General features: G+C 39.5%; 9 protein-coding genes. 2 read left to right on the top strand and 7 right to left on the bottom strand.

Annotated features, from left to right (window positions below; translation table 11 throughout):
* Positions 1-30: 30 nt before the first annotated feature.
* The 6 genes from prc to rluC form a co-directional block, all read right to left on the bottom strand.
* Positions 31-2,130 (bottom strand): carboxy terminal-processing peptidase, encoded by a 2,100-nt coding sequence (gene prc, locus RM552_RS05115; RefSeq protein WP_311367697.1) that lies wholly within the window; start codon positions 2,128-2,130, stop codon positions 31-33.
* A gap of 24 nt (positions 2,131-2,154) precedes the next feature.
* Entirely contained in the window at positions 2,155-2,871 is a 717-nt protein-coding gene (gene proQ, locus RM552_RS05110) for an RNA chaperone ProQ (protein WP_311367696.1), read from the bottom strand.
* 83 nt (positions 2,872-2,954) lie between these two features.
* Positions 2,955-3,251 (bottom strand): hypothetical protein, encoded by a 297-nt coding sequence (locus RM552_RS05105; protein WP_311367695.1) that lies wholly within the window; start codon positions 3,249-3,251, stop codon positions 2,955-2,957.
* Between the two features lie 6 nt (positions 3,252-3,257).
* On the bottom strand, positions 3,258-3,719 hold the full coding sequence (locus RM552_RS05100; protein ID WP_311367694.1) for a GAF domain-containing protein: 462 nt from the start codon (positions 3,717-3,719) through the stop codon (positions 3,258-3,260).
* Between the two features lie 43 nt (positions 3,720-3,762).
* The gene (locus tag RM552_RS05095) at positions 3,763-4,413 is read right to left on the bottom strand and encodes an HAD-IA family hydrolase (RefSeq protein WP_311367693.1); all 651 of its coding nucleotides are present in this window, start codon (positions 4,411-4,413) and stop codon (positions 3,763-3,765) included.
* Positions 4,400-5,359, bottom strand: a complete 960-nt coding sequence (gene rluC, locus RM552_RS05090; RefSeq protein ID WP_311367692.1) for a 23S rRNA pseudouridine(955/2504/2580) synthase RluC — start codon at positions 5,357-5,359, stop codon at positions 4,400-4,402. Before rluC ends, RM552_RS05095 begins: the two co-directional genes overlap by 14 nt.
* 683 nt (positions 5,360-6,042) lie before the next feature.
* On the opposite strand from rluC, the gene rne reads away from it, so the two are divergent.
* Positions 6,043-9,030, top strand: coding sequence for a ribonuclease E (gene rne, locus RM552_RS05085; RefSeq protein ID WP_432277194.1), 2,988 nt, complete (start codon positions 6,043-6,045; stop codon positions 9,028-9,030).
* A gap of 70 nt (positions 9,031-9,100) precedes the next feature.
* On the opposite strand, the gene topA is transcribed toward rne, so the two are convergent.
* Positions 9,101-11,776: a type I DNA topoisomerase gene (topA, locus tag RM552_RS05080; RefSeq protein WP_311367690.1), complete on the bottom strand. Its 2,676-nt coding sequence runs from the start codon at positions 11,774-11,776 to the stop codon at positions 9,101-9,103.
* 258 nt (positions 11,777-12,034) lie between these two features.
* On the opposite strand from topA, the gene astB reads away from it, so the two are divergent.
* Complete coding sequence (astB, locus tag RM552_RS05075; protein WP_311367689.1) at positions 12,035-13,375, top strand: N-succinylarginine dihydrolase; 1,341 nt, start codon at positions 12,035-12,037, stop codon at positions 13,373-13,375.
* Positions 13,376-13,380 lie beyond the last annotated feature (5 nt).

Genomic DNA, 13,380 nt, shown 5'->3' with positions numbered 1-13,380 from the left:
TATTATTATAATGAAAGTATAAGCACCAAATTAGGTGCTTACTTTGGTTTTCACGTTTAGAGCATAACTGCCTGTTTGTATCATATCAAAGGTAATGTTGGCCGCTTCTGACAAAAATGGGTCAATATCGTCCAGAGCGTCGGGTAAATCATCATCAAGATTTTCTACCAATGGTAAACCCAGTCTTTGCAGTCTCTCATTTACTCTAGCGAGTGATTTACTTTCATTTTCTTTCTTTTCTGCAATTCGCTCTGCTTCGACCAAACTTATATAGTTTTTGTCTTTATTCTTTTTATATTCCGCTATGTCATCAAAAATGTATTTAAATTCCGGGTCTTTAACAGCTCTTGCTAAATGCTTTTGAGTTAATAATTCAATAACATTCTCGTTATTCTCTAATGCTGTATAACTGGCTTTTTGAATACTATCCCATGGAAGAGCTGTATCTTCGCTGCTCTCTCCCCACTCTGATGGGTCTATTGCAGATGGATATTTAATGTCGGGTAATACACCTTTATGTTGCGTACTTCCGCCGTTAATTCGATAAAATTTACCCGTGGTGAACTGAACCGCACCTAGTTTATTTTCAAAAAAGTCATATACGCGAGTCAACGGCCTATGCTGTTGCACAGTCCCTTTACCAAAAGTCTGTTCACCAATAATTATTGCGCGATTAAAATCTTGCATGGCAGCAGCGAAAATTTCACTAGCTGAAGCACTAAATCGATCGACCATTACGGTTAATGGCCCACCGTAATGAACAATACCATCGTTGTTTCGTTCTACAGCTATGCGTCCACTTCCGTAACGCACTTGCACAACAGGGCCTTTGTCGATGAATAAACCTGACAGCTCAATTGCTTCGGGTAAACTTCCGCCGCCATTACCTCGTAAATCTACAATAATGCCTTCGATATCTTCTTTCTTTAAATCATCGATTAATTTAATAATATCTACGTGAAGTTTGTGGTAAAACGAAGGGATTTCGATTATTCCTAATTTTTTACCAGCATTTGGGCCATCTGGTGCGACAAATACATCTGCTTTGGCTTGTCTATCTTCTAATTTGACTTTGTCGCGGGTTATGGTGACTTCTGCAATACGTTTAGTGTCTGTTCCACCTTTTTGTAGTTGTAGTTTAACCATAGAGCCTTTTGGCCCTTTTATTAACTCGACAACTTCATCCAGACGCCAACCCACTACATCAGTAAATGTTTCATCATTTTCTTGAGCGACACCAATAACTTTATCTTGGGGCTTAACTTTACCTGACTTATCTGCAGGACCACCCGCTACCAAACTCATAATGACGGTATGATCTTCTTCAACACGCAATACGGCACCAATCCCTTCTAATGATAGATTCATGTCTTGTTGAAAGCGTTCTGTACTTCTGGGTGATAAATAACTGGTGTGAGCTTCAATGCTGCGTGAAAACGCATTCATTACAGTTTGAAAAACATCTTCACTATTAGTTTGCGTTAACCTTCTTATCGCGCGCTTATATCGCTTCCTTAAGATATCTTGGGTTTCTTCCCAATTTTTATCAGCTAATTTAAGGTTCAATGCATCGTATTTAACACGTTGCCGCCATACCTCATTTAATTCTGATTTAGAAGAAGCCCATTGAGCATCCTCTCTGTCGTAAACAAATTTGTCATCTTTAACCGTAAAGTCAAACTCTTTGTCTAATAAACTAATTGCGTATTCGAAACGTTCTCTACGTCGTTCCAAATTAGCCTCATAAATATCATAAGCTGCTTGCAAACTTCCGAGTCGAATTGCATCATCAAATTTCTTATTGAGTTTGGAGAAAGCAGCCAGGTCTGAAGCTAGAAAAAAGTGCTTATTGCCATCTAAAATATCAAAATATCGGTCAAACACTTGTTCTGACAATTCGTCATCTATTTTGATTTTCTTGTAATGTGCTCGAGTAAAAAGAGCCGATATACGTTTAGCTGCGCGAGAATGTTGTTCTTCTTGTTCCAACTCAGGCAAAATTAACACTTCATTTTCTAAATCTGTGTTTGCGCTCACCGCGCTTAAACCAACAAATAAAGAAACGCTAATTGCGAATGTCGTTACTTTTAAATGTTTTAAAAAACCACCCGACGAACTGACTAGCTGCATAAAAAACCTCAGTTTTAATAAATACTAACGTGCCTTTGTTGGCGCATACAATTGGTGTTGTTGAACTTTGACCGTCATACCTGATTTTAGTTGCACCGATATACCGTCTTTGCCTATAGCAGTAACGACTACTGGCATCGGTTCTTTACCAAGTTTAACGAGTAATGAATTACCCAGTGCTATTTCTTCATCTGTAATTTCACGAACTTCTTTATCTTTTTTGACAAAAGCAGCATTGTTTTTAGGTTTCTGACTCGAATTTTTTATACTGGCTCGTTTTTTCCGCATTTGTTTGCGTTCATCAGCGACTGTATTAGTGACCTTCGTACTGTCCTCTGTAGCCTGTGAATCAGAATTTTTACCACTCTGATAACCCTTATGCTTGTTAGGTTTGCGGCTTTCTCTCAATTTAGCGGCTTTTGCTTTACTTTCTTTTAATTGCAAAGCGGCATGGTCAGCATGTTCCTGTTCTACTGTTTCGCATTCTTTACCCTGCAAATCGATTCGCGCCACCCCGCTTTTTATCGAAGCCAAATATCGCCAACTGCTGGTGTAATGACGCAGACTCATTCTTAGCATACGTTTGCTAATTGCTTCATTACCGTCTAATTCTTTTGCTAAGTCCTGAAATATTCCTATCTTCAAAGGCTTCGCAGGTCCCTCATTAAAAAAGCATTGAGGGTAAGTTTGACTTAAAAACGCCAGTGTATCTTTTTGATTAACTAGTTTATCTTGTTCCATTTATTCCGATAACTTTTATAAAATTTCAGGGTACTATTTGCATGAACTTGTAGCATGCTTGATTAAGTTTTTGAATCCATGAATTATCCATTAGATTCGTCTTCAGATTCGATATCATCCCAGTTAGCCATTAGATGGTCAACCCAATCAACCAAATCATCTTCTTCTATATCGGCTAAATTTCTGTCTACATGCCAAAATTTCCATGTATAAGCTAACATATTGTTGAGTATTTGGGTGTCAATATCGTCTGCGGCATTGTCATAAACCATGTGCAGTGCCATATTTAACTTTTCACTTGCCGCATCTGGGTATTCATGCACATCTTCCATATCTTGCCACGTGGACAAGATAGTATGAATATCGACTAATTGCTTCATTTAAAATTATTCCAAGGTATCGACTAAGATATTGACTACTTTGATGAGGCAGTCGGCGTCAAGCTTACTAAATGTATCCAAATCGGGACTGTCTATATCCAACACCGCTAATACTTTATCATTCTTTACTATTGGTATGACTATTTCAGACCGTGAATTAACATCACATGCAATATGCCCTTCAAATTGATGAACATCTTTTATAATTTGTGTTTGTTTTGAAAGCGCTGCAGTTCCGCACACTCCTTTTCCCATTGGAATTCGGATACATGCGGGTTGACCTTGAAATGGACCAAGAACGAGTTGGTTGTCCTTCACAAAGTAAAACCCCGCCCAATTCACTCCTTGCATCTGGGTAAATAAAATGGCACTGATATTCGCCATATTTGCTACTAAATCAGATTCATCTGCAATTAAGGATTTAACGTGTGACAATATCACTTCATAGTTTCCAATATTGTTTTTCATATTTTGTTTATCTTAATTATCTACTACATGGTTATTAAAAAACTTAAATGTTGGCATCAAAAATTTCCGGCAACCTAGTCAAATCATCAATTATATGCAGGGGGTTATGATCTAATAATTGCGATCTAGAATGTGCGCCAAAAGAAACACCAATGCGATGCATTCCGATATTTTCTGCCATTTGCATATCGTATTTGGTATCACCAATCATAACGGCGTTTTCAGGTTTTATTTGCCAATGGGCTAATAATTTGACCAGCATATCAGATGAGGGTTTAGATTCTGCATCATCGGCTGTAATGGAAGCGTTAAATAAGTGTTCGCATTGCGACTGGTTTAACGCTCTTTTTAGTCCCCTCCTCGCTTTACCTGTTGCTATACCTAAGGTGTAAGTTGCTGATAGACACTCCAATACCTCTTTGGCATCAGGAAACATAAAACATGGCGTTTGATCTTCGGTTACGAATATCTGTTTATAATGTGCTCTCACTATTTCAGCTGTTTTACTATCAACCTCAAAGAGCATTTTAATAGCTGGAATAAGGCTAATCCCTATTATCGATTTAACATCTTCGGCTTTTGGTATAGGCAGTTTACTAGCAATGGCAGCAGCCTGCATACAGGTAATAATTTTTTCCGCCGAATCCATTAAAGTACCGTCCCAATCAAAAATAATATGGCTAATTTGACGCATTTAATTTTTCCATTAGCATATTTAGCTCTTGGTCGTAGGGGGCTGAGATGACTATCTTTTCTTCCGATAAAGGATGGGTAAAAGATATTTTTTTAGCGTGTAAGAACAATCGTTTGCAGCCCAACCCTTTAATGTACTGGCTAAACATTGGGTTACCATATTTAGTATCGTTAGCGATGGGGTGACCGGCATATTGACAATGAACACGAATTTGATGTGTTCTTCCAGTAATAGGCTTTGCTTCAACTAAACTGCATCTTTGCCATTCCTTTAGCAGAGAGAATTTAGTTTCACTTGGCTTTCCATTGTCGTCTACAAAAACCATACGTTCCCCACTTTGAATCTGATTTTTGTGCAACTTCGCGCATACTTTGGTTCTTTTTACGGGCCACACTCGATCAACCAAAGCATGGTAAGTTTTATCCATGGTGTTTTGCCTAAGTTGTTCATGAAGATGCCTTAAAGCAGACCTTTTTTTGGCAATAATAATACAGCCAGATGTGTCTCTATCTAAACGATGGACAAGTTCTAAGTATTGCCCTTCTGATCTCAATACTCTGAGGGCTTCTATTAAACCAAAAGACAAACCACTCCCACCGTGAACAGCGATGCCACTTGGTTTATTAATAACCAAGAGACGCTCATCTTCATATAAGATACTTTTTTCAATTAGAGTAAGTTTATGGGTCTGTTTTTTGATATTAGATGTTTCGTCAGGTTTCACCTCTAAGCGGATTGGCGGCACCCTCACTTCATCGTTGGTTTGCAACTTATAAACGGGTTTAATTCTTTTTTTATTAACTCTCACTTCACCTTTGCGCAAAATTTTATATATTTTACTCTTAGGTACTCCTTTGAGTTTTGATATTAAAAAGTTATCAATGCGTTGCAGATGGTTCTCTTGTGTAATGACCAACATTTGAACTTGGTCAAACTCATTTGCCATGAATATTATTTTCCCGCATAAATAGCCCTAAATGTGAATTTTGTATGCTAGATCAATTTGTTGTGATAGTATCATGCTTCGCGGAACAACGCTCTAAGATAAATAGTTCGTCGCCACGCTTTTTGTGAGTATTAAATTGTATATTAAGTAACGAAGACCGTTAAGCAAAAAGTGAGAGCTTAAATACCTTGTAGACTGCAAACAAATGTGAATTTGAAATAGATAGCAGTTGGTGATTTAAGATATATTTATGGATACAAACCTCTTGTTGGTTAGTCTATTTTTTGGAGCGAAAGTGACTTATTCTTTTTTTGTATAAGTTTACTTAACCGCGATTAACCATGAATTTACTGTATTCGCTCGTGCTGATTTAGAACAACTAATTGTGCGAGACGAATGCGCATTATAATTAAACAGATTTAACATCAACTGAATTTAGTTAGATGCAAATTATGGTTGTGACAGGTTTTAATTCAGGATTGGAAAAAAGGTTTCCAGCACAATATTTGTATAGAAATATTGATAATTAAATTTCTGACGCACTCATAATTATACAATTAAAAGACTTTAAAGTTTACGTAAGTCATTGAATTATAGCATGTAAAGGCACAGACGCGACGTCTCTTGTCATAATTCTTGTTGCTGATAGATCTGTTTACTAACAGAGCTATAATATGAAAAGAATGTTAATTAACGCAACTCAGCTTGAAGAGTTGCGCGTCGCCCTAGTAGATGGGCAGAAACTCTACGATTTAGATATTGAAAGCCCCGGTCACGAACAAAAAAAAGCAAACATCTATAAAGGCACCATTACTCGTGTCGAGCCCAGTTTAGAAGCAGCATTTGTCGACTATGGTGCCGACAGGCACGGTTTTCTACCGCTCAAAGAGATAGCCAAAACTTATTTCCCCAAAGACTACAAATATGACGGCCGGCCGAGTATCAAGCAAGTTATCTCTGAAGGCACTCAAGTCATTGTTCAAATAGATAAAGAAGAACGTGGGCAAAAAGGTGCTGCCCTAACGACCTTTATATCACTTGCGGGCAGTTATTTGGTATTAATGCCAAACAACCCTCGTGCTGGTGGTATTTCTCGTCGAATAGAAGGTGAAGAACGCACTGAATTAAAGGCGGCGCTAAGCCAGCTTGAACTACCTAATGGCATGGGTTTGATTGTCCGTACTGCCGGTGTAGGAAAGTCTGCAGAAGAGTTAAAAAATGACTTAAGCGTTTTAGTGCATCATTGGGAAGCCATTGAAACAGTTGCCAGTAATACTCCCGCTCCATTTTTAATCCATCAAGAAAGCGACGTTATTGTACGTGCAATCCGCGATTATTTGCGTCGAGATGTTGGTGAAATTTTAATAGATAGTGAGCATGTTTATGCAAAAGCCTTACAACATGTTGAGCTTGTCAGGCCTGATTATGTGAGTAAATTGAAGCTGTATAAAGGTGAAGTGCCTTTATTTTCACATTATCAAATTGAAACCCAAATTGAATCAGCATTTCAGCGCGAAGTAAGGTTACCTTCAGGTGGCTCTATCGTTATAGACCCTACTGAAGCCTTAACATCTATTGATATCAATAGTGCAAGAGCAACCAAAGGCTCTGACATTGAAGAAACCGCCCTAAACACTAACTTAGAAGCAGCTGACGAAATTGCTCGACAGCTACGTTTACGTGACTTGGGCGGTTTGGTAGTCATCGATTTTATTGATATGTCACCTATCAAAAACCAGCGTGACGTTGAAAATAGAATGAAAGACGCTGTGCGTTCTGACCGTGCGCGTATTCAACTTGGTAAAATATCCAGATTTGGATTGATGGAAATGTCCCGTCAGCGTTTACGTCCATCTCTCGGTGATTCTGCCCATAACGTATGTCCACGTTGTGATGGCCATGGCACTATAAGAGGAATTGAATCACTTGCACTTTCTGTTTTGCGTATTATTGAAGAAGAATGCATTAAAGATAATACTGGTCAAATAGAAGCTCAGTTACCGGTATCAATGGCGACATATCTTCTAAATGAAAAAAGAGACGCTGTGCACGCGTTAGAAGCTCGTAATAAAGTTAGTTTAATGGTGATTCCTAACCCAAATTTAGAAACGCCAAAATACCAAATACTGCGCAGAAAGTCGTCTGAAGTTGTTAAAGACTTAAGCTATAACCTTGAATTAACAAAAGAACCAGAACATCCCGCGGACTCCACTAGTGCTAAAGTCGTTAAACGAGAGGAGCCTGCCCTTAAAGGGATGACAGCGCCTCCTAAAGCTGCAACATCATCAAGTCCTGTCGCCACTGATTCAACACCAGGCCTATTAGAAAAATTGGGTGCGTGGTTTAGTAACTTGTTTAGTGCGCCTGAACCCGAAAAGGCCAAACCAAAAACGAATAATAATCGTAAAAGTGGGCAAGCAAATAAACGACGAAATAATAGAAACGACCGCGGCGAAGGTAGACAAGATCGCAATCAAGGTAGAAACAGAAATGCCAAGCGTGGCCGCAATGATAACCGCAGCGATAAACGCCCTCAGCATGCAAAAGCGACCAATACGAATGATAGAGGCTCAGATAAAAAACGTAATGATAACCACAAAAAAGGCGATATCAACGCAAATGCTATAGATATTGAGAATGCACAGGATGCAACTCAAAAAAGTGCGGATAAGCCTGCCAAACAAGCTCAAAGTAAACCTAAACAGCGCAGAAATCGACGTCCTCAACGCACAAGTGTAAGAGTAAAGGATGATTCTGATATCGAAATATCAAATCTTGCAAAAGAAGCGGTGGTTAATGAAGATGTTACGAGCGCAAAAACAAATAATACAAACGCAGATGTAGAAGCGGAAAAAACAGAAGTTTTAGCTTCTTCTGAGACAGTCACTACAGATAAGCAAAAATCAGCGACTGAAAATTCAGAGCCGCTTGAAAATGTGAATGTAGCAAACGCTGACGATGATGCAGACCCTAAAAAGCCTCGTGCAAGAGGCAGACGTTCTGCACGACATGTGAGAGCTGCGGGACAAAAGAAAAAGCCACAGAGCAAAGAAGATGGTCAGCAGGTTGAATTAATGTTTGATGCTGAAGTAAACAAAACATCAAGTGAAACACCTGAACAAGCAGAAATAGCTATTGATAAAGTGCAATCTTCAGATGAAAAAAATAATGACGCAATAGAGGTAAATGAAGTTGCGGCTGTAGATGGTGCAGAACAAGTTAATGCTAAACTTGCTCATGACGACATAGTTGAAGAACTTACAACAAACGCTGTCAATGAACCAGTAACTGCATCTGAACCTGACCAGACAGAATTGACAACCGAAACTGCAAAAGCAGATGAAGCTGAATCCTCAGAATCGATTGAAACTGAATCCTCAGAATCGATTGAAGCTGAATCAGGCAAGGTAGATAAGCAGGTAGAAATTGAAGACAGCTCAGCAAACGCCGCTAAAACGGTTGAAGAGACTCAACACGCACGTGTTTACGAGCACAAGCCTATGCTATTTGTATCGCATCCTATGACACAGCCACAAGAAGTTGAAATGGCTAGTGAAACGATCGCTATTAATGCAATGGCTGATGAAAAACGCTTAACTTATCAGGCATCTAGTACTGCAACGTGGGCCAATGTTAAAGCAAGTGCAAGTGCACCAATGACAACTCCATAATGTTTTAATGGTAGTAAAAAGCGCCTATAAGGCGCTTTTTTTTGTCTACTAACTGTTAAACGTAAATCACTTATTTTTTCCTAACGCCCTTTTTCGGCTTTGCTTTAGGTCCTTTCTTACGCTTATCATCTATCACCCATTTTCCACCCTCATACCAAGCAGACCAGCCAGTTGCCTTTTTGTTACTATCTTCAGACATCACATATTGCTGCTTAGTTTTACGACTATACCTAACAATAGATTCATTGCCGTCAGGATCAGCCGCAGGGGCGTCAGCTAAATAATAAAATTTAGGTGAGATACGATCTCTAAAACGCGCTAGTTCATTAACTTTAGGCGCTCTCGTTTCTCTTGAACGTGGGAATGTTGAAGCCGCCAAGAATATACCCGACGCACCATCTCTTAGCACAAAATGTGCGTCAGAATTCTCACATTCCAACTCTGGCAGAAACACAGGGTCTTCTTTTGGCGGCGCAGCTTCGCCGTTTCTAAGTAACTTGCGCGTATTTTTGCATTCTTCATTAGTACAACCAAAATACTTGCCAAATCGACCATTTTTAAGTTCCATGTCGCTTTGGCATTTGTCGCACTCAATAATTGGGCCATCGTAACCCTTTATTTTAAACGTGCCTTTTTCAATTTCATAACCCATACAGGTCGGTACATTGCCGCAAACATGTAATTTACGGTTTTCGTCAACCAAGTAGCTGTCCATCGCTGTTTCACATACAGGACAACGGCGTTTGGCTCTTAAGACTTCGGTTTCCAATTCATCTTCATCGTCTACTTTTACCACTTCTTCACCGGGCGTGAGATTCATGGTTTGAGTACAACGCTCTTTAGGAGGTAACGCATAGCCAGAGCAACCCATAAACACACCCGTACTTGCGGTTCTAACATTCATATGGCGTTGGCATTTTGGACAGTCAATATCAACGGGTACTGCCTGATTTGGCAACATACCACCATCGTCTTGACTTTTTTCTGCATCGCTTAACTTATTAGCAAAATCAGCATAAAAACTATCCAGAACTTTCTTCCACGACAATTCACCGTGCGCTATATCATCTAAGCGTTGTTCCATATTTGCAGTGAAATCATAATTGATTAAGTCAGCAAAATTATCGACTAATCGGTCATTAACAATTTCACCCATTTTTTCTGCATAAAAACGTTTATTCTCAAGCTTCACATAACCACGGTCTTGAATTGTAGAGATGATATTGGCATAAGTAGACGGTCTACCAATACCGCGCTTTTCTAATTCTTTCACTAAAGACGCTTCGTTAAATCGAGCGATAGGCTTGGTAAAGTGTTGTTTAGGATCAATATGCTCACAACTAAGTTCGTCGCCCTGTTTCACATTTGGTAACTCAGCATCGTTGTCACTTTTCTTTTTAATTTGATTGAGGACTCTAGTCCAACCATCAAACACTAATACCCGCCCTTTCGCTGTTAATTCAAAGCTTCCTGCTTCGACCCGAATAGTGGTAGCGTCATATTTTGCATTGGTCATCTGGCAAGCTAAAAACTGTCGCCAAATTAGCTCATATAGCCTCTGAGCGTCTCTTTCCATTTCAGATAGTGAATTACCAGTCACGTTAACGTTCGATGGTCTTATAGCTTCGTGAGCCTCCTGAGCGCCTTCTTTACTGCCATATCTTATTGGGTTTTCTGGTATATACTGCTTTCCAAACTTATCAGAAATATAACCACGACACATGTCTACTGCTTCCGAACTAAGATTAGTGGAGTCAGTTCTCATGTAAGTGATATGGCCGGCTTCATACAGGCGTTGCGCCATGGTCATGGTTTTTTTAACACCAAACCCAAGCCGGCTGCTGGCGGCCTGCTGTAGCGTCGATGTGATAAAAGGGGCTGAAGGTTTACTCTGAGTTGGTTTTGATTCGCGACTAGAAACCTTAAAATTAGCTGTTGCTAGTTTTTCAACAGCAGAATTTGCCTGCTCTTCATTGGTCGGTTTAAACGCTTTACCATTTTCTTTCGCAACTAGCATGCGTAAGGCTTGTGAATTTACCTTTGTCTTCAAGTCAGTGTGAATATCCCAAAACTCTTCGGGTACAAAGGCTTTTATTTCACGCTCTCTCTCTACTACCAGACGCACAGCCACAGATTGAACTCGACCCGCTGACAATCCTCTTGCCACTTTTTTCCATAGTAAAGGAGACAGCATAAACCCGACTACTCTGTCTAAAAAACGTCTAGCTTGTTGTGCGTTTACACGATTGGTATTAACTTGACTGGGTTTTGAAAAAGCATCTTGAATTGCATTTTTAGTGATTTCATTAAATACCACTCGCTGAAACTCTTTGCCTTTACCGTCTAGTAGTTCTTGTAAATGCCATGCGATTGCTTCCCCTTCTCTATCCAAATCCGTTGCCAGATAAATAGTGTCTGATTGTTTCGCAAGTTTTTTTAATTCCGCAACAACTTTTTCTTTGCCTTGTAAGATTTGGTAATGCGCATGCCAATTTTGCATGGGGTCTACCCCCATACGGTCTACCAGCTTTCGGTATTCATAGGCCTTAAGATAGTCTTCTTTTTCTTGCTCGCCCCATGTATTTAATTCTTTTGCCGGCTTTTTCGGCTCCACTAAGCCGAGTGATTTAGTTGGAAGATCGCGAATATGTCCAACACTCGACTTAACAATAAAGTCTTTGCCTAAATATTTATTTATTGTTTTGGCTTTTGCTGGTGACTCAACAATAACTAGTGATTTGCCCATTTAATTATAATAAACCTTATAAAATAACGATTTGTCGAATAACAAAACTTAATAGTGATAATGTCATTTACTGTTTCCTTATTAAAGATATATCTTCAAAGTGAATAGAAAACAAGCTGAACTACATAAATATGTTCCTCTTAATCAGTAAAGTCATTGTTTTTATTAGAGTTTTGATAAAAACTTATTGGAATCAGACTTTAAGTACGTATAATCACGAAGAAAAGTAACCAGAACGTCAGCCGCGGAGAATAGTATATGAATTCAATAGAAGCAAATTTTGATGGCTTAGTTGGTCCCTCTCACAATTATGCTGGCTTGTCTTATGGGAACGTTGCTTCAAAATCAAATGCGAATGCTGTGAGCAACCCCAAACAAGCCGCATTGCAAGGGTTACAAAAAATGAAAGCATTGTCCGATATGGGCATGACACAAGGTGTAATAGCACCTCAAGAGCGACCTGACGTATATAGCTTACGCAAACTAGGCTTTACCGGTAGTGACCAGGATGTGCTGATTAAAGCGAGTAAACAAGCCCCTGCAATCTTTTTAGCGTGTTGTTCAGCGTCAAGTATGTGGACAGCTAATGCTGCGACGGTCTCGCCAAGTGCCGATACAGCTGATAGCAAGGTGCATTTTACGCCAGCTAATTTAACCAATAAATTTCATCGAGCGATAGAGCCTACCGTTACTGGGAATATACTTAAAGCCCTATTTTCTGACGATGAGCATTTTTCACATCATCAACACTTACCTGAAAACGACCATTTTGGAGATGAGGGCGCTGCGAACCATACTCGATTTTGTCATAACTATGGTGACCATGGGGTTGAATTATTTGTATATGGCAAGCATGCTTTTAATGACACTTTGCCTGCACCCAAAAAATTTCCAGCTAGGCAAACGCTAGAAGCTTGTGAAGCGGTTGCTCGCTTGCACAAATTACAAGAAGGCAGTGCGGTTTTTGCGCAACAAAACCCTGACGTTATTGATCAAGGAGTTTTCCATAATGACGTTATTGCTGTGGGTAATAAAAATGTGTTGTTTTATCATGAACAAGCCTTTTTAGACACAAGTAAGACGAAACAAGATATCGGCAGAGCTTTTGGAGCAGAGCCTTTCCACTTCATCGAAGTACCTACAAATTTAGTGGGCCTACAGGATGCAGTAAAAAGCTATCTCTTTAATACTCAATTGATAAATTTGCCGAGCGGCGACATGGTGATTATTGCGCCGATGGAGTGCCAAGAAAATAAAGCCGTATATAGCTATTTGCAGCAGCTTCTCGCTAGTAATACCCCCATCACTAACGTGCATTATTTTGACGTTAAACAAAGTATGCAAAATGGTGGCGGTCCTGCTTGTTTGCGCTTGCGGGTGGTGTTAAATGATCTGCAACTGGCCGCAGTGAATTCAAACGCCCTTATGAATGATACCTTGTTTGCCACTTTAAATACTTGGGTGAACAAACATTATCGTGACCGACTAACTGCATCAGATTTGGCGAGTAAAGAGTTTTTGGATGAATCTCGCTCAGCACTGGACGAACTGACTCAAATCATGCAGCTAGGTTCGGTATATCCGTTTCAGCAAATTTAAAAACA

Source organism: Glaciecola petra, assembly GCF_031846345.1.
GTDB classification, from domain to species: Bacteria; Pseudomonadota; Gammaproteobacteria; order Enterobacterales; family Alteromonadaceae; genus Glaciecola; species Glaciecola petra.
Note: the sequence above shows the minus strand (reverse complement) of the source record. Positions and strands in the feature narration are given on the sequence as shown.